We start from the raw sequence: 16,431 nt of genomic DNA, 5'->3' as shown, positions 1-16,431 counted from the left end.
CTCACACGTTCGGCCGCGCCGCCTCACGGCGCACACCTGGAAAGACACACCCATGACTCAGCGTTTCCACACATCCCGCCGCGCCCTCGCGGCGGCCGCCGCCACCGCGGCCCTCACCCTGGCCCTCGCCGCCTGCGGCTCGAACTCCGGCTCCGGCCCCGCCAACGGTCCCACCATGACCGGCATGGACCGGCCGTCCCCCTCGGCGTCGGCCGGCGCCATGGAGTCGATGCCCGGCATGGGCACCGCGTCCACCGGCAACGGCCTGGCCGCCGCGAAGGACGGCTACGAGATGACCTCGACGGCCACCACCGTCCCCGCCGGCAGGGCGACCGCGTACCGCTTCGCCATCGCCGGCCCGGACGGCAGGCCGGTCACCCGCTTCGCCGTCGACCAGACCAAGCGGATGCACTTCTACGCCATCCGCTCCGACCTCACCGGCTTCCAGCACCTGCACCCCACCATGGCCGGTGACGGCACCTGGACCGCGCCGCTGGCCGGGCTGCGGCCGGGCGCCTGGCGGATGTTCGCCTCCTTCACCCCGGACAGCGGCGCCGGCAAGGGCGAGGGCTTGGTGCTCAGCCGCACCGTGAAGGTGCCCGGCATGGCGATGACCTCGTCCCTGCCGAAGGCGTCCGGCACCGCCACCGTCGACGGCTACACCGTGACGGTGAAGGGCGATCCGATGGCCGGCATGGCACACCAGCTGACCGCCACCGTCACCAGGGACGGCAGGCCGGTCACCGACCTCCAGCCGTACCTCGACACCTACGCCCACCTGACCGCCTTCCACCAGGGCGACCTCGCCTTCGCCCACCTCCACCCGGAGACGGAGGTCGACGGCGACCACGGTGGGCCGGCGGCCCTGACCTTCCACGCCGAGTTCGCCCGGTCCGGGAACTGGCGGCTGTTCCTCCAGTTCCAGACCGGCGGCAGGCTGCACACCGCGTCCCTGACCCTGCCCGTCGGCTGAACCGACCACGCGCCCTGGCCGCGACCACGGCCAGGGCGCACCACCCCGCTGTCAGTGCCTGCCGTCAGTGCCCGCTGATCGCGAGTTCGTAGTCACCGATCAGGTCGCCGAGCAGGGTTCCGGCGGTCAGGTCGCCGGTGACGTGACCGGCCATGTAGAGGCGGGAGTAGAGGACCTCGGCCCGCATCCACGCGTAGTCCTCGGCCCGGTGCGGGGAGAGGGCACCGAGGAAGGTGACGGCCGCGGCGGAACGGGCCGCGTGCCGGGAGGGGTAGGAGTACGGGCCCTTGGCGCCGGGCTTGATGTGCTTGTCCGGGCGCAGGCCCGGGTCCAGCACGAACGGGGCCGGCTGCTTGTCCTTGGCCGCCACCTGGTCGCTGATCGTCTTGGCCAGCTTCAGGGCCGCCTTGAGCTCCGCCTTCTCCGCCGTGCCCTGCGCGGCGGGGATCAGTTCGCGCTGGTCGTGGAGGTAGAGCTTCCAGATGTCCTTCTTGCCGTTGAGCTCCAGCCAGCCGGCCGCCTTCTTCCCGGCGGCCGTACGGGTCCTGGCGAGGGCCTGGACCTGGTGGAGTTCGGCGGTGCGCTGCTTCGCCGTGGGCGGGGCGGGGACCTGCTGGGCGGCCCAGGCGGCGAACGCCTTGTCGTCGCGGGTGGTGCCGTGCGCCCGCTTCCACTGGGCGAAGAGGGCGTCGGCCTTCTTCGTCTGTGCGGCGGCCAGCTTGCCGATCGGCGCGATCTCGGCGTCCGTGAAGAGCGCCGGGGGCGGGTTCTGCTTGATGCGATCGGTCGCCGAGAGCTTCTTCTTCGCCGACGCGGACGCCGTGGGGATCAGGTGCGGGCGCAGCAGGCCGAAGGTGGCGGCCGCAACGGCGAGCAGCGCGATGACCGCGTACTGCCATTTCACGCGGCGCAGGGCGTTCATGCGGCGGGGATCCTTTCGAGGAGCGGGGCGGGGCTCGCCTCGGTGGTGAAGTGGGCGCGGGCGAGCCGGCGTACGTCGTTGTCCGGCAGGCCGGGCGTGAGCAGCGACCGGCCGACGATGTACTTGCTCAGGGAGACGGGCCGGGCGCCCAGGCGCAGCAGGAGCCGGTCGGCGGGCGCGGGCCGGGCGCCGCCCTTGGTCTCCACCAGGACGTGCCCCGGGTCGAGGGTGGCGGCGCGGTCGCCGTGGTGGCAGGTGAGGTTGCCGTCGAGGGTGACGCGCGTGCCGTGGTTCAGGTCGGCGAGGGCGGCGCGGACATAGCGGATCTCCGCGGCCGTCGTCAGCTGACCGGCGGTGACGTGGATGCCCGCGTCCCGCAGGACACCGTCGACGAACTCGGCTTCCCGGCCGCCCAGTCGGCCGTAACCGTGCGCGGGTGTTCCGAGGCCGTGTTTGACGGTGGCGCCGCGGCCGTCCTTCGTCTTCACCTCCACCCGGCACAGCCCGTCCTCCGCGTACAGGCGGGTGCGGACCTTCCAGCGCCGGCGGCGGCCCTGGACGTGGGCCCGCCAGGCACCGAGCTGCTCGGTGTCGAAGTAGGTGCTGAGGTAGTTGGTCGTACGGCGGCCGGCCAGGTCGAGGACGTGGTGGCTGTCGGCGAGCCGGGCGACGAGGTCACGGGCGCGGTCGAGGGGGACCAGGTACTTGCGGTCGGTGCGGTGCTGTAGCGCGGCCGCCGCGTCGACCTCGGCGAGCGTGGCACCGCGCAGCGCGGTGAGGCCGAGGTCGGCCGCGAGCGAGGAGGTCATACGACGGTCACCTGCTCGCGCGCCTCCATGTCCTGGGCGGGGCCGGGCTCGCCCGGTACGGCGGGGTAGCGGGCGGAGACACGGGTGGTCTCGCGGACGTAGTCGACCTCGTCCACCTCGACCGCGAGCGGCGCCCGGCCGAAACGGAACGCGACGTCCTGGGCGATCAGGGCGGGGTCGTCGTAGATCCGGTCCAGGGTCAGCTTCACCGTGCGGGCCGGCGGCTGGTCGGCGCGGGGGTCGTCGACCAGCAGGACCGCCAGCAGCACCACCGCGCCCAGCGCGATCACCAGCCAGCTGTCGCGCTGCGGAAGTCCGGTGCACAGGGCGATGACGAGGGCCACGAAGGTGTAGGCGACGTCGCGCAGGGTGAAGGCGGCGCTGCGCAGCCGGACCAGGGAGAGGATGCCGAACAGTCCGAAGCCGACCCCGGCGGGGAACTTGCCGGCGCTGATCGTGCTCATCGCCGCGAACAGGCCGATGTTCAGCGCCGCCAGGACCAGCGGCATCGCCGGTGCGCTGGGGCGGCGCCGGTAGAGCCAGCCGACGAGCACCATCAGGGCGACGACGTCGAGGCCGCCGCGCGTGACGAGGTCGAGGGGGGCGATGTGGTGGGTGATGCCCTTGGCGGCGAGCACCAGTGCGTCCATGGCTGTCCCTTCCGTCCCGGCACGTCGGACGGCGGACCGGTCGCGGTCCGCGGAGCACCGCGACGTGAAGGAAGGTAGGGATGTCACATGAACAGACCATGAAGGCTTCCGGACGTCCGGGGCGGGGGTGGCGGCGGCTAGCCTGACCGCCATGCACTACCTGGTCGTCGACGACGAGTCCCGCCTCACCGACCTCGTCGTCCGCTACCTCACCGAGTCCGGACACAGCGCCGAGGGCCGTTACGACGGTCCCTCCGGGCTGGCCGCCGCCCGTGACCCCCGCCTGGACGCGGTCCTGCTGGACGTGATGCTGCCCGGGATGGACGGGGTCGAGGTGTGCCGGACACTGCGCGGCGAGGGCGTCGACGTGCCCGTAGTCCTCCTCACCGCACGCGCTGCGATCAGCGAACGGGTCGCCGGTCTCGACGCCGGCGCCGACGACTACGTGGTCAAGCCGTTCGCCATGGAGGAGCTGCTGGCCCGGCTGCGGGCGATCTCCCGGCGCCGCCCCGACGGCTCCGGCCGCCTGAAGGTCGGCGACCTCGTCCTCGACCCCGAGCAGCAGCGGGTCTGGCGGGCTGACACCGAACTCGACCTGTCCCGGCGGGAGTTCGACGTCCTGCGGGTGCTGATGGAGCACGCCGGGTGCGTGGTGACCCGGCTGCAGCTGCTCGACGAGGTCTGGGACGGCGAGACCGACCTTCGCAGCAACGCCATCGACGTGCACGTCTCCAAGGTGCGCGCGAAGGTCGACCGGGCCTTCGATCGTACGACGATCACGACCCTGCGCGGACGCGGCTACCGCCTGGAGACCGCCCCGTGACCCTGCCCCCGCTGCTTGCCGGCAGGCTGCGAGCCTGGTTCGGGCGGCCGGCCAAGCGGCTGCCGGCCTGGTTCGGGCGGCTGCCCGTCGTCGGCCGGCTCGTGCTGGCCGTCGCCGTCACGATGTCCCTCGTCCTGGCCGCGGCGGCGGGGCTGGTCTACTGGCGGGTGCAGACCGCCCTCGACCGCCAGCTCCACGACGACCTGGCCGGCTACCGGCACAGCCTCGACCAGGCAGTCCGCGCCGGCACCACACTGCCACCGGGCCCCAGCGGCAGCCTCTACCAGGTCCTCGACCCGCACGGCCGGGTCCTCGCCGCCGACGGCACCGTGGGCCACCGGCCGCTGCTCACCCCCGCCGAACTCCACACCGCCGTACGCGGACACGCGGTGCGTCGCGACGTCGGCTCCCTGCTGCCGATCACTCCGGACACGCTGCGCCTCCAGGCCGAGCGGGTCCGGGCCGGCGGGGCGACCCGGGTCGTCGTCGCCGCTGTGCGCCGCGGCCATCGCGACGAGGCCCTGCGGGAACTCCTCGCCCAGCTCGCGCTCGCCTCCGGACTGACCCTCATCGCCGCCTCGTACGTCGGCTACCGCACCGCCCGCGCCGCACTGCGCCCCGTCGAGCGCTACCGCACCACGGCCGCCGCCCTCGCCGACGGCGGACCGAACCTGCGCCTGGACGTGCCCGCCGACCGCGACGACGAGATCACCCGGCTCGGGCACACCCTCAACCGCATGCTCGACCGCCTGGAGGCGTCCGCCGTCCGCGAGCGCCGCTTCGTCGCGGACGCCAGCCACGAGCTGCGCACCCCGCTGTCCCTGCTCCGGGCCGAGGTCGACGTCGCACTGCACCGCCCCCGCTCCGCCGAGGAACTCAACCAGACCCTGCGCTCCGTGGACGCGGAGGTCCAACGCCTGATCGACCTGTCCAACGCCCTGCTGGCCCTGGAGGAACTCGGCAGCACCGGACACATCACCCGGGCACCGGTACGGCTCGCCGGTCTGGTCGACACCGCCGTGGCCCCGCATCTGCGCACCGCCGAACGGGCCGGGCGCGGCGTTTGCGCCGACGCGGCGGACACCACCGTCGACGTCGACACCCGCTGGCTGGTGCCGGCCATCGGCAACCTGGTCGACAACGCGCTGCGCCACGGCACGGGGGGCGTCACCGTCACGGCCTCCGTCCACCAGGGCCGGCTGCGGCTGTCCGTCACCGACGAGGGGCCGGGCTTCCCGCCCGGGTTTCTGCCCCGGGCCTTCGACCGCTTCGCCCGCGCGGAAGCCAGCCGCACGGGCGAGGGTTCCGGTCTGGGGCTCGCGTTCGTGCAGGCCGTGGCCGTGGCTCACGGGGGTGCGGCGCGGGCGGAGAACGCCGGGGGCGGGGCGTCGGTCATTCTTGAGCTGCCTTGTTGAACCGACTTGGGCTGCCTTGTTGAACGAGTCGCACGATTCGCTTGGGGGTGCACCCCCTCAGGCCCGCCGGACGAACGCCACCAAGGCCCCCGTCCCCACGAGAATCCCGAGCGCGCCGAAGCCGTAGTTCAGCGTGGCGCCGGAGGCGACCACCGCCACCAGCAACGGCCCGCCCGCGTCCCCGAGTTCACGCCCGAGTTCCGCCGCCCCCATCGTCTGCCCCAGCCGCTCCCGAGGAGTCGAAGACGCCAGCGCGGCGAAGCCCAGCGGGGTGATCAGGCCCGTGCCGATGCCGATGAGGGCGGCTCCGGTGAGGATGCCGGTGAGGCCGGGCAGCATCGCGCAGGCCAGGCCCACGGCGGTGACGGACAGCCCCGCCGCCAGGCCGGAGCGAGTGGTCAGCCGCCCGTCGTCCAGCGCTCGCCCGGCCCTCGGCTGTACGACGGCCGCGCAGCCTGCGAGCACCGACACCGCCGCGCCGGTCGCGACCGTGCCCAGTCCGGCGGCGCGGCCGGAGACCGGCAGGAACCCGACCCCGACCGACAGCGCGGCGGTCGCCGCCGCCAGCGCGCAGGTCGGGGCGAGGAAGGCCGGGTCGGCGAGGCGCCGGGCCAGGTCCAGCACGGTCTGCCGGGTCTTCGGCAGCGGGGGTACGACGGGAACGGCGAGCCCGGCCCAGACGGCGACCGCCGCGCCCAGCGCCGCCAGGACGGCGAACAGCAGCCGCATCCCACCGGCCCACACCAGGACACCGCCGAGCAGCGGGCCGAGCGTGTAGCCGATGGACTTGTAGAAGCCGTAACTGCCGAAGACGCGGCCGTGCCGGGCGGCCGGGTTGAGCCGGGCCACGAGCGCGGAGGCGGACGGCGAGAACGCGGAGGCCGCGGCGCCCTGGCCGAGCCGGGCCGCCCACAGCCAGCCCGGGCTGTCCGCCGCCACGTACAGCGCGGACGCCACCGCGAAGGCCACGAGGCCGCCCAGCAGCACCGGGCGGGCACCGACGCGGTCGGCGAGGGTGCCGAACACCGGCTTGAGGATCACCTCGGCGCCGTCGTACAGGGCGAGCAGCCCGCCCAGCACCAGCAGGGAGGTGACCGCGCCCCGGGCGTGACCGCCGAGGTTCGCGGCGATGCCGTGCGCCCCGAAGGCCGTGGTGAACCCGGCCGCGTACAGCGGCCACATCCGCCGGGCCGAGGCCGCGGCGGCCTCCGGCCCGGTCCCGTGCGGCTTCACCACGTCAGCGAACGTAGCAGGCGCCGGCCACGCTGACGGCGCGCGAGGCTCACCGCACCGGCGGGGTGCCTTGAAACCAAGCTTGCCGCGGGCCATGTCATCCCTCGAAGCGGTAGCCCATGCCGGGCTCGGTGATCAGATAGCGGGGATGGGAGGGGTCCGTCTCCAACTTGCGGCGGAGCTGGGCCATGTAGACGCGCAGGTAGTTCGTCTTGTTGCGCTGCGAGACACCCCAGACCTCCTGGAGCAGCTGTCTCTGGGTGATCAGCCGTCCCGGGTTGGTGACCAGCATCTCCAGCAGGTGCCAGTCGGTCGGGGTCAGCCGTACGTCCCGCCCGTCCCGTACGGCCTTCTTGGCCGGCAGGTCCAGGGTGAACGGCTTGGTGATGTAGTCGTCGGCGCCGGCGTCGAGCGCGGCCACTTTCTCGTCGGACGCCTGCCGGGCGGACAGGACCAGGATCGGCATCCGGCTCCAGCCCCGTACGCCCTTGATGACGTCGACGCCGTCCATGTCGGGCAGACCGAGGTCCAGCAGCACCATGTCGGGCCGGCGCGCGGCGGCGAGCCGGAGGGCCGTGGCTCCGTCGGGGGCGGTGTCCACGCCGTAGTGACGTGCCTGCAAGTCGATGACGTGGGCCCGTACGAGCTGCGGGTCGTCCTCGACCACGAGCACCCTGGTCATGGGTGTGCCTCTCCTGTCATGCCTGCGGGAGTCGGCGCCCCGAGGTGCCGACTCCCGTCGCGGAACGCGTAAGGCGGTCACTTCTTCGTCACGAGGTCCTTGAGCGCGATGTTGAGCTCCAGGACGTTCACCCGCGGCTCGCCGATGAAGCCCAGGGTGCGGCCGGTGGTGTGGTCCTCGACCAGCTTCTCCACCGCGGCGACGGGAAGCCCGTTCTTCGCGGCGACCCGGTGCACCTGGAGTTCGGCGTACTCCGGGGAGATCGCCGGGTCGAGGCCGGAGCCGGAGGAGGTGACCGCGTCGGCCGGGACGTCGGCCGGCTTGACGGTGTAGCCGGGGACGGAGTTGTCCCTGACCACCCTGGCCTTGGCGTCGTCGACCTGCTTGAGGAGCGCCTTGCTGTCCGCGGACAGGTTGGTGGCGCCGGAAAGGATCAGCTTGTACTGCGTGTTGACGCTGTTCGTGCCGAGGCCGTTCGCCGGGCGGGACTGGAAGTAGTCGAGCCCGTAGCCCTGTTGCCCGATCAGCGACGAGCCCACGACCCTGCCGTCCGCCTTGAGCTCGGAGCCGTTCGCCTTGTCGTGGAACAGCGCCTGGGCCACGCCCGTGACGGCCAGCGGATAGAGGACGCCCGTCAGCACGGTCAACACCAGCAGCGCCCGCAGGCCCGCGCCCAGCAGACGGGCGGTGTTCACAAGGGAGTTGTTCATGGTGGACTTCACCGCGCTTTCAGAAAATTACAGCCCGGGGATCAGGGAGATGAGCAGGTCGATGACCTTGATGCCGATGAAGGGCGCGATCAGGCCGCCGATGCCGTAGATCCCGAGGTTGCGCCGGAGCATCTTGTCGGCGCTCATCGGCCGGTACCGCACGCCTTTCAGGGACAGCGGCACCAGCGCGATGATGATCAGCGCGTTGAAGACGACGGCCGACAGGATCGCGGAGTTGGGCGAGGACAGGTGCATGATGTTCAGCTTGTCCAGGCCCGGGTAGACCGCCGCGAACAGCGCCGGGATGATCGCGAAGTACTTCGCGACGTCGTTGGCGATGGAGAACGTCGTCAGCGCGCCCCGGGTGATGAGGAGTTGCTTGCCGATCTCGACGATCTCGATCAGCTTGGTCGGGTTGGAGTCGAGGTCGACCATGTTGCCGGCCTCCTTGGCGGCCGACGTACCGGTGTTCATCGCCACGCCGACGTCCGCCTGGGCGAGCGCCGGCGCGTCGTTCGTACCGTCACCGGTCATCGCGACCAGCTTGCCGCCGGCCTGCTCCCGCTTGATGAGGGCTATCTTGTCCTCGGGAGTCGCCTCCGCGAGGAAGTCGTCGACGCCCGCCTCCTCGGCGATCGCCTTCGCGGTCAGCGGGTTGTCACCCGTGATCATGACCGTCTTGATGCCCATGCGGCGCAGCTCCTCGAACCGCTCCCGCATGCCCTCCTTGACGACGTCCTTGAGGTGGATGACCCCCAGGACCCGGGCGCCCTTGTCGTCGTTCACGGCGACCAGCAGCGGAGTGCCGCCGGCCTCGGAGATGCGGTTCGCCATGCCGTCCGCGTCTCCCGCGACCGTGCCGCCCTGCTCCTTCACCCAGGCGATGACCGAGGCCGTGGCGCCCTTGCGGATCTTCCGGCCGTCGACGTCCACACCCGACATCCGGGTCTGGGCGGTGAACTCGATCCACTCGGCGCCGACCAGTTCGCCCTGGTGCCGCACGCGCAGCCCGTACTTCTCCTTGGCCAGCACGACGATCGAACGGCCCTCGGGCGTCTCGTCGGCCAGCGAGGACAGCTGGGCCGCGTCCGCGACCTCCGCCTCGGTGGTGCCCTGGACCGGCACGAACTCGGCGGCCTGGCGGTTGCCGAGGGTGATGGTGCCGGTCTTGTCCAGCAGCAGGGTCGACACGTCACCGGCGGCCTCGACCGCGCGGCCCGACATGGCGAGCACATTGCGCTGCACCAGCCGGTCCATGCCCGCGATGCCGATCGCGGACAGCAGGGCGCCGATCGTGGTCGGGATCAGACAGACCAGCAGGGCCACCAGCACGACCATGGTCAGATGCGTGCCCGCGTAGTTCGCGAACGGCGGAAGGGTGGCCACCGCGAGCAGGAAGACGATGGTCAGCGACGCCAGCAGGATGTTCAGCGCGATCTCGTTGGGCGTCTTCTGCCGGGCGGCACCCTCGACCAGGTTGATCATGCGGTCGATGAAGGTCTCGCCGGGCTTCGTCGTGATCTTGATGACGATCCGGTCGGACAGCACCTTCGTACCGCCCGTGACGGCCGAACGGTCACCGCCGGACTCGCGGATGACCGGGGCCGACTCGCCGGTGATCGCAGACTCGTCCACCGAGGCGACACCCTCGACGACGTCACCGTCACCGGGGATGACGTCACCGGCCTCGCAGACCACGACATCACCGATCGTCAACTCGGTACCGGCGACCACGGTCCCGTCGACCTTGCGTGCCACGGTGTCGGTCTTGGCCTTGCGCAGCGTGTCCGCCTGCGCCTTGCCGCGGCCCTCGGCGACCGCCTCCGCCAGGTTGGCGAAGATCACGGTCAGCCACAGCCAGGCGCTGATCGTCCAGCCGAACCAGTCGCCCGGATCCTTGGCGGAGAAGACGGTGGTGAGCACGGACCCGATCCACACCACGAACATCACGGGCGACTTGACCATCACCCGCGGGTCGAGCTTGCGGAGGGCGTCCGGCAGGGACCTGACCAGCGCCCTGGGTTCGAAGAGGCCCGCTCCGACACGGGTTTCGGCGGGCTTGTGCCCGGTCGGCGCGTCCTGGTGGGGCGCAAGGGTGGGAGTGGACATGGAGTCCTCGTACTTCTTGATGTCGGTCGTCATGACGCCAGCCCCTCGGCCAGCGGACCCAGCGCCAGCGCCGGGAAGTAGGTCAGACCCGTGATGATCAGGATCGCGCCCACAAGCAGGCCGGTGAACAGCGGCTTCTCGGTGCGCAGGGTGCCCGCGGTCACCGGCACCGGCTGCTGCTCGGCGAGCGAGCCGGCCAGCGCCAGCACGAACACCATCGGCAGGAAGCGGCCCAGCAGCATCGCGAGCCCGGTCATGGTGTTGAACCAGTCCGTGTTCGCGTTCAGACCGGCGAAGGCCGAACCGTTGTTGTTCGACGCCGACGTGAAGGCGTACAGCACCTCGGAGAACCCGTGCGCGCCGGAGTTGAGCATCGAGTGCGGCGGGGTCGGCAGCGCCATGGAGGCCGCGGTGAAGACCAGCACCAGGGCGGGGGTGACGAGGATGTAGCAGGCGGCGAGCCTCATCTCGCGGCCGCCTGTCTTCTTGCCCAGGTACTCGGGCGTACGGCCGACCATCAGACCGGCGATGAACACCGCGATCACAGCCATGATCAGCATGCCGTAGAGACCGGAGCCGGTGCCGCCGGGCGCGATCTCGCCCAGCATCATGCCCAGCATCGCGATGCCGCCGCCCAGGCCGGTGAAGGAGGAGTGGAAGGAGTCCACCGCACCGGTCGAGGTGAGCGTGGTCGAGGTCGCGAAGATCGACGACGAGCCGACGCCGAAGCGGACCTCCTTGCCCTCCATCGCGCCGCCCGCGGCCTGGAGGGCCGCGCCGTGGTGGGCGAACTCGGTCCACATCATCAGGACGGTGAAGCCCAGCCAGATGGTGACCGTCGTGGCGAGGATCGCGTAACCCTGCTTCACGTTGCCGACCATCACGCCGAAGGTGCGGGTCAGCGAGAACGGGATCACCAGGATCAGGAAGATCTCGAACAGGTTCGTGAACGGCGTCGGGTTCTCGAAGGGGTGCGCGGAGTTGGCGTTGAAGTAGCCGCCGCCGTTCGTACCGAGCTCCTTGATGGCCTCCTGCGAGGCCACCGCGCCGCCGTTCCACTGCTGCGAACCGCCCATGAACTGGCCGACCTCGTGGATGCCGGAGAAGTTCTGGATCGCGCCGCACGCCACGAGCACGACGGCGGCGATCGCGGCACCCGGCATCAGGATCCGCAGCGTGCCACGGACCAGGTCGGACCAGAAGTTGCCCAGTTCACCGGTGCGCATGGGGGTCCCCCGGCTCGAGCGAAGCCGAGAGTGGGGGAGCGCGAAGCCCCGCACCAGCGCCACCGCGACGGCCATGCCGACGGCCGCCGAGACGAAGTTCTGCACGGCAAGACCGGCGGTCTGTACGACGTGACCCATGGTCTGCTCGCCGTAGTACGACTGCCAGTTCGTGTTCGTCACGAACGACACGGCCGTGTTGAACGACTGCGCCGGGCTCACCGCCGAGAAGCCCAGCGAGCCGGGCAGCACGCCCTGCAGCCGCTGCAGCAGGTACAGGAAGAGCACGCTGACGGCGGAGAAGGCCAGCACACCGCGCAGATACGCGGGCCAGGTCATCTCGGCGTCGGGATTGGCACCGATGGCCCGGTAGATCCACTTCTCCACCCGCAGGTGCTTCTTCGAGGAGTAGACCTTGGCCATGTAGTTGCCGAGCGGGATGCAGGCGAGCGCCAGTGCGCCTATGAGGGCGAGCAGCTGGAGGAAGCCTGCGACTTCTGGACTCATGTCTGTGCTCAGAACCTCTCCGGGAAGATCAGGGCGAGGACGAGATAGCCCAGCAGGGCGACGGCCACGACCAGGCCGACGACGTTCTCGGCGGTCACAGCTTCGTCACCCCCTTGGCGACGAGGGCCACCAGCGCGAAACCCGCGAGCACGGTGACGACGAAGGCCAGATCGGCCATCGCGAACTCCTGGAGTGAGGTTCGGTGAAACGGACGCGTACGAGGAAAGCCCCTGCCCGGCCGGATCCGGTCACCCGTTGACGACCCTCTTACGGCCGCGCTCACTGCTTTGACGGGTCTCTTACGGGGACGTGCGGCAGCCGGAAGCGGGAGCCGGCGTCAGTCCCGTGGACCTTGACACTGTCTTGACGTGACCTGGCCCGATAGGGTGAGAGCTGGTGTGCCGGGAAGTCTGGTCGGCCGGGAGCCGGAGCGGCTTCCGCAATCCCAGGGGGACGGCATGCGCAGCGTCGGTACGGTTCTCGCCCTCGTGGTCCTCGCCACGGTGGTCGCCACCTTCGCGCGCCGCTGGCGCATCCCCGCCCCCTCCCTCCTCGTGGTCGCCGGTCTCGCCGTGGCGCTGCTGCCGGGCACCCCGCGGATCGAGATCAGCCCGCAGATCATCGGCCTCGTCGTCCTCCCCCCGCTGCTGTACGCGAGCGCCGAGGACATGCCCTGGCGGGAGCTGCGGGCGGTGTGGAAGCCGGTCGGGATTCTCGCCATCGGGCTGGTGCTCGCCTCCGCGGCGGCCGTCGCCGCCGTGGCCGCCCTGGTCACTCCCCTGTCCTGGGAGATGGCGTTCGTCCTGGGCGCGGTGCTGGCCAGCACCGACCCGGTGGCGGTGACCGCGCTCGGCCGCCGGCTCGCCCTGCCGCCCCGGGTCCAGGTCCTCGTCCAGGCGGAGAGCCTGTTCAACGACGCGACCTCCCTGGTGCTGGTCCGGGTGGCGGCGGGCATCGCCGTCGCCTCGGCCGCGGCGAGCTGGGGCGCGGCCAGCGGTGAGTTCTTTCTGCTCGCGGGCGGCGGCACGGTGATCGGGACGGCGGTGGCCGGAGTGATCACCCTGATCCGGCGCCGCACCGAGGACCCGGTTCTGGAGACGGTGATCGCCCTGGTCACCCCGTACGCCGCCTACCTGCTCGCGGAGGTCGCGCACACCTCCGGAGTGACGTCCTGTGTGGTCGCCGGGGTGGTGCTGGGCGGCCGGGGCGACCGGCTGACCAACGCCCGCATCCGGCTCCAGCTGCACGCGGTGTACGGCACGGTGGTGTTCCTCCTGGAGAGCGTCGTCTTCAGCCTGATAGGCCTGGCCCTCCCCGGCGAGGTGCGGGACCTGGCGGACGGCGACCGCTCCTGGCCGCTGTACGCCCTCGCCGTCGCCGTCACCCTCGTCGCGGTACGGCTGCTGTGGCTGGCGCCGCTGTCTGCGGTCGTGCAGCGCAACGGCGGGATCGGCCGGCTGAACTGGCGGATCCCGATGGTGCTGACCTGGGCGGGGACGCGCGGCGTGATGCCGCTGGCCGCCGCGCTGTCCATCCCGGAGGTCGCGAAGAACGGCAGCCCGCTCACCGACCGCCCGCTGGTCCTGGTCCTGACCACGTCCGTCGTGGTCGTCACCCTCGTCGTCCAGGGGTTCACCCTCGCCCCCGTCGTCCGCGCCTCCGGCATCGCCCTGGAGCCCGCCCACACCGCGCGCGAGGAGGCCCAGGCCCGCTCCCACCTCGCCCACGCGGGCCTCGCCCACCTGGAGGAACTCGCGGAACTGGAGGTCGTGCCCGAGGTCGTCCTGGACCGGCTGCGCCGGGGCCTGACCGCCCGCCTCGACGACGCCCGCGACCGCCTCGCCGAGAGCAACGGCGGCGTGGCCACCGAGTCCGACGACCGGGTCTACCGCCAGCTGCGGCGCGATCTGATCGCCGTCGAGAGCGGTGAACTCCAGCGGCTGTACGACGCGCACGCGATCAGTGACACGACGCGGCGGCGGTTGCAGCGGGCGTTGGACCTGGAGGAGGCCCGGCTGTCCGACGCGTAGCGCTCCGCGGGGGCCGGTTCGTCGTCTGCGGGTGCGTTGTGGCTGGTCGCGCCCACGCGGCGGGGCCGTATGCCGATACAGCCCCGCGCCCCTCGGCGAGTTCCCCGGGTCGGCAGTGTCCGGCCGCCGCTCCCTCCGCCGGTCTTGACGCAAGCTTGACGCCCCCCGGCGGGACGAGAAATGGGCCCCTGCCGCACGGTCTGCCTACGCTGGTGTCGCCGTAGGTGTGATGGCCGGAACCCCACGCTGAGCCGCACGTCAGGAGCACGCCGATGGCCACGACCGAAGCCCCTCCGCATACCGGTCGGCTGCGTGCCTGGATGCTGCAGGGCCTGTCCGACATGGGCAGGGCCGGGGGCCACACCGGCCCGCACGCCGAGCCGGAGCCCCCGCACCAGGGCCGGCGCTGGTACCGGGTGATGTGCCTGACGGGCGTCGACTACTTCTCCACCCTCGGCTACCAGCCCGGCATCGCGGCCCTGGCGGCCGGTCTGCTCTCCCCGGTCGCCACCCTGGTCCTCGTCGCCGTCACCCTCGCGGGCGCCCTCCCCGTCTACCGCCGGGTGTCCGAGGAGAGCCCGCACGGCGAGGGTTCCATCGCGATGCTGGAGCGGCTGCTGTCCTTCTGGAAGGGCAAGCTGTTCGTCCTGACGCTGCTGGGCTTCGCCGCCACCGACTTCCTGATCACCATCACCCTGTCCGCGGCGGACGCCTCCACCCACCTGATCGAGAACCCGCACCTGACGAGCACGCTGCACGGGCAGCAGATGGTGATCACGCTGGCGCTGGTGGCGCTGCTGGGTGCGGTGTTCCTCAAGGGCTTCCTGGAGGCGATCGGCGTCGCGTTCGCCCTGGTGGTGGTCTATCTCAGTCTGAACGCCGTGGTCGTGGTGGTCGGGCTGGGGCACGTGCTCACCGCCGGGCACCTGGTCACCGACTGGACCAGCGCCCTGACCACCGAACACGGCAGCGTCCTCGCCATGATCGGGGTGTCCCTGCTGGTCTTCCCCAAGCTCGCGCTCGGCCTGTCCGGCTTCGAGACCGGCGTCGCCGTCATGCCGCACGTCCGGGGCGATCCGGGCGACACCGAGGAGCGGCCGACCGGCCGGATCCGGGACACGAAGAAGCTGCTCACCACGGCCGCGCTGATCATGAGCGCCTTCCTGATCACCTCCAGCTTCATCACCACGGTGCTGATCCCGGCGAACGAGTTCAAGACGGGCGGCAAGGCCAACGGCCGTGCACTGGCGTATCTGGCGCACGAATACCTCGGCGGCGCCTTCGGCACGGTCTACGACATCTCGACCATCGCGATCCTGTGGTTCGCCGGCGCCTCCGCCATGGCCGGCCTGCTCAACCTCATGCCCCGCTACCTGCCCCGCTACGGCATGGCCCCGCACTGGGCGCGAGCGGTCCGCCCGATGGTCATCGTCTTCACCCTGGTCGCCTTCCTGGTCACCTGGCTCTTCGACGCCAACGTCGACAAGCAGGGCGGCGCCTACGCCACCGGTGTGCTGGTGCTCATCAGCTCCGCGGCGATCGCGGTGACCATCGCCGCGCGCAAGGCGGGGCAGCGCGCGTGGACCGTCGGGTTCGCCGTGATCTCCGCGGTGTTCCTCTACACGACCGTGGTGAACGTCATCGAGCGCCCCGACGGTGTGAAGATCGGTGCCTGCTTCATCGTCGGCATCATGCTCGTCTCCTTCCTCTCCCGGCTGGCCCGCGCCTTCGAGCTGCGCGTCACGCATATCGAGCTGGACGACATGGCGGAACGATTCATCCGCGACATGTCCCACCGCCGCATCCGCTTCATCGCGAACAAGCCCGGGCACCGCGACAAGGCCGAGTACCGCGACAAGATCGAGCAGATCCGGGCCGACAACGACGTCCCGACCACGGAGGACTTCGTCTTCGTCGAGGTCACGGTCACCGACCCCTCCGAGTTCGAGGCCGGCATGGCCGTACGCGGCGAGGTCCTGCACAACCGCTACCGCGTCCTGACCCTGGAGTCCTCCTCCATCCCCAACGCCCTCGCCGCGCTGCTCCTGCACGCCCGCGACGTCTCCGGCTGCACCCCGCACATCTACTTCGAGTGGACCGAGGGCAACCCCTTCGCCAACTTCCTGCGCTTCTTCCTCTTCGGCCAGGGCGAGGTCGCCCCGGTCACCCGCGAGGTCCTGCGCGAGGCGGAACCGAACCGCCCCCTGCGCCCCCGCGTGCACACCGGCTGAGGACCGACCGCGCCGACCGGCGTCAGGATCCCGTCAAGATGCACCCGTACGGCGCTAGGTGTATTGATCACGAGCGTTGTTAACACGGCCGGTCTTGATCACGGCGAAGGCCCC

The 16,431-nt window shown here is 71.4% G+C and carries 14 protein-coding genes; 5 read left to right on the top strand and 9 right to left on the bottom strand.

All coding sequences use genetic code 11. From position 1 onward, the window contains the following. Positions 1–52 precede the first annotated feature (52 nt). Positions 53–973, top strand: a complete 921-nt coding sequence (locus SRB17_RS20685; protein ID WP_153540743.1) for a hypothetical protein — start codon at positions 53–55, stop codon at positions 971–973. A 64-nt stretch (positions 974–1,037) separates the two neighbouring features. On the opposite strand, the gene SRB17_RS20680 is transcribed toward SRB17_RS20685, so the two are convergent. The 3 genes from SRB17_RS20680 to SRB17_RS20670 are packed head-to-tail and all read right to left on the bottom strand — an operon-like array spanning position 1,038 to position 3,354. Then, positions 1,038–1,895: a phosphatase PAP2 family protein gene (locus SRB17_RS20680; RefSeq protein WP_153540740.1), complete on the bottom strand. Its 858-nt coding sequence runs from the start codon at positions 1,893–1,895 to the stop codon at positions 1,038–1,040. Next, positions 1,892–2,704 (bottom strand): polyphosphate polymerase domain-containing protein, encoded by an 813-nt coding sequence (locus tag SRB17_RS20675; protein ID WP_153540738.1) that lies wholly within the window; start codon positions 2,702–2,704, stop codon positions 1,892–1,894. Before SRB17_RS20675 ends, SRB17_RS20680 begins: the two co-directional genes overlap by 4 nt. Next, on the bottom strand, positions 2,701–3,354 hold the full coding sequence (locus SRB17_RS20670; protein WP_153540736.1) for a DUF4956 domain-containing protein: 654 nt from the start codon (positions 3,352–3,354) through the stop codon (positions 2,701–2,703). The genes SRB17_RS20675 and SRB17_RS20670 overlap by 4 nt, the downstream gene beginning before the upstream one ends. Positions 3,355–3,505: 151 nt before the next feature. On the opposite strand from SRB17_RS20670, the gene SRB17_RS20665 reads away from it, so the two are divergent. Beyond that, positions 3,506–4,177 carry a response regulator transcription factor gene (locus SRB17_RS20665; protein ID WP_153540734.1) on the top strand — a complete coding sequence of 224 codons (672 nt, stop codon included), beginning with the start codon at positions 3,506–3,508 and terminating at the stop codon, positions 4,175–4,177. Next, the gene (locus SRB17_RS20660) at positions 4,174–5,592 is read left to right on the top strand and encodes a sensor histidine kinase (RefSeq protein ID WP_153540731.1); all 1,419 of its coding nucleotides are present in this window, start codon (positions 4,174–4,176) and stop codon (positions 5,590–5,592) included. The genes SRB17_RS20665 and SRB17_RS20660 overlap by 4 nt, the downstream gene beginning before the upstream one ends. A 57-nt stretch (positions 5,593–5,649) precedes the next feature. Here the strand turns inward: SRB17_RS20660 and SRB17_RS20655 are convergent, their stop codons facing one another. From SRB17_RS20655 to kdpF, 6 genes are all read right to left on the bottom strand, one after another. Further along, on the bottom strand, positions 5,650–6,774 hold the full coding sequence (locus SRB17_RS20655; RefSeq protein WP_153541274.1) for an MFS transporter: 1,125 nt from the start codon (positions 6,772–6,774) through the stop codon (positions 5,650–5,652). 148 nt (positions 6,775–6,922) lie between these two features. Beyond that, positions 6,923–7,507 (bottom strand): response regulator, encoded by a 585-nt coding sequence (locus tag SRB17_RS20650; RefSeq protein ID WP_153540729.1) that lies wholly within the window; start codon positions 7,505–7,507, stop codon positions 6,923–6,925. 77 nt (positions 7,508–7,584) lie between these two features. Beyond that, a complete protein-coding gene (locus SRB17_RS20645) occupies positions 7,585–8,217 on the bottom strand; it encodes a potassium-transporting ATPase subunit C (protein ID WP_153540727.1) in 633 nt (210 codons plus the stop codon). 27 nt (positions 8,218–8,244) lie between these two features. Continuing rightward, positions 8,245–10,359: a potassium-transporting ATPase subunit KdpB gene (gene kdpB, locus SRB17_RS20640; protein ID WP_153540725.1), complete on the bottom strand. Its 2,115-nt coding sequence runs from the start codon at positions 10,357–10,359 to the stop codon at positions 8,245–8,247. Next, the gene (gene kdpA / locus SRB17_RS20635) at positions 10,356–12,056 is read right to left on the bottom strand and encodes a potassium-transporting ATPase subunit KdpA (RefSeq protein WP_153540716.1); all 1,701 of its coding nucleotides are present in this window, start codon (positions 12,054–12,056) and stop codon (positions 10,356–10,358) included. Before kdpA ends, kdpB begins: the two co-directional genes overlap by 4 nt. Positions 12,057–12,064: 8 nt before the next feature. Then, entirely contained in the window at positions 12,065–12,154 is a 90-nt protein-coding gene (gene kdpF, locus SRB17_RS20630) for a K(+)-transporting ATPase subunit F (protein WP_009326374.1), read from the bottom strand. Positions 12,155–12,514: 360 nt separating this feature from the next. On the opposite strand from kdpF, the gene SRB17_RS20620 reads away from it, so the two are divergent. Both SRB17_RS20620 and SRB17_RS20615 read left to right on the top strand, forming a co-directional pair. After that, complete coding sequence (locus SRB17_RS20620; RefSeq protein ID WP_153540712.1) at positions 12,515–14,086, top strand: Na+/H+ antiporter; 1,572 nt, start codon at positions 12,515–12,517, stop codon at positions 14,084–14,086. A 272-nt stretch (positions 14,087–14,358) separates the two neighbouring features. Next, positions 14,359–16,317, top strand: coding sequence for an APC family permease (locus SRB17_RS20615; protein ID WP_153540710.1), 1,959 nt, complete (start codon positions 14,359–14,361; stop codon positions 16,315–16,317). The last annotated feature ends 114 nt before the right edge of the window (positions 16,318–16,431 follow it).

Source organism: Streptomyces sp. RB17 (assembly GCF_009604455.1).
Classification (GTDB): domain Bacteria; phylum Actinomycetota; class Actinomycetes; order Streptomycetales; family Streptomycetaceae; genus Streptomyces.
Note: the sequence above shows the minus strand (reverse complement) of the source record. Positions and strands in the feature narration are given on the sequence as shown.

Bases quoted from the DNA above. Each gene is read 5' to 3' on its own strand.
- SRB17_RS20685 (WP_153540743.1), top strand. From the start codon at position 53: ATGACTCAGCGTTTCCACACATCCCGCCGCGCCCTCGCGGCGGCCGCC.
- SRB17_RS20670 (WP_153540736.1), bottom strand. From the start codon at position 3,354: ATGGACGCACTGGTGCTCGCCGCCAAGGGCATCACCCACCACATCGCC.
- SRB17_RS20655 (WP_153541274.1), bottom strand. From the start codon at position 6,774: ATGTGGCCGCTGTACGCGGCCGGGTTCACCACGGCCTTCGGGGCGCAC.
- SRB17_RS20665 (WP_153540734.1), top strand. From the start codon at position 3,506: ATGCACTACCTGGTCGTCGACGACGAGTCCCGCCTCACCGACCTCGTC.
- SRB17_RS20675 (WP_153540738.1), bottom strand. From the start codon at position 2,704: ATGACCTCCTCGCTCGCGGCCGACCTCGGCCTCACCGCGCTGCGCGGT.
- SRB17_RS20615 (WP_153540710.1), top strand. From the start codon at position 14,359: ATGGCCACGACCGAAGCCCCTCCGCATACCGGTCGGCTGCGTGCCTGG.
- SRB17_RS20620 (WP_153540712.1), top strand. From the start codon at position 12,515: ATGCGCAGCGTCGGTACGGTTCTCGCCCTCGTGGTCCTCGCCACGGTG.
- kdpA (WP_153540716.1), bottom strand. From the start codon at position 12,056: ATGAGTCCAGAAGTCGCAGGCTTCCTCCAGCTGCTCGCCCTCATAGGC.
- SRB17_RS20645 (WP_153540727.1), bottom strand. From the start codon at position 8,217: ATGAACAACTCCCTTGTGAACACCGCCCGTCTGCTGGGCGCGGGCCTG.
- SRB17_RS20650 (WP_153540729.1), bottom strand. From the start codon at position 7,507: ATGACCAGGGTGCTCGTGGTCGAGGACGACCCGCAGCTCGTACGGGCC.
- kdpB (WP_153540725.1), bottom strand. From the start codon at position 10,359: ATGACGACCGACATCAAGAAGTACGAGGACTCCATGTCCACTCCCACC.
- SRB17_RS20680 (WP_153540740.1), bottom strand. From the start codon at position 1,895: ATGAACGCCCTGCGCCGCGTGAAATGGCAGTACGCGGTCATCGCGCTG.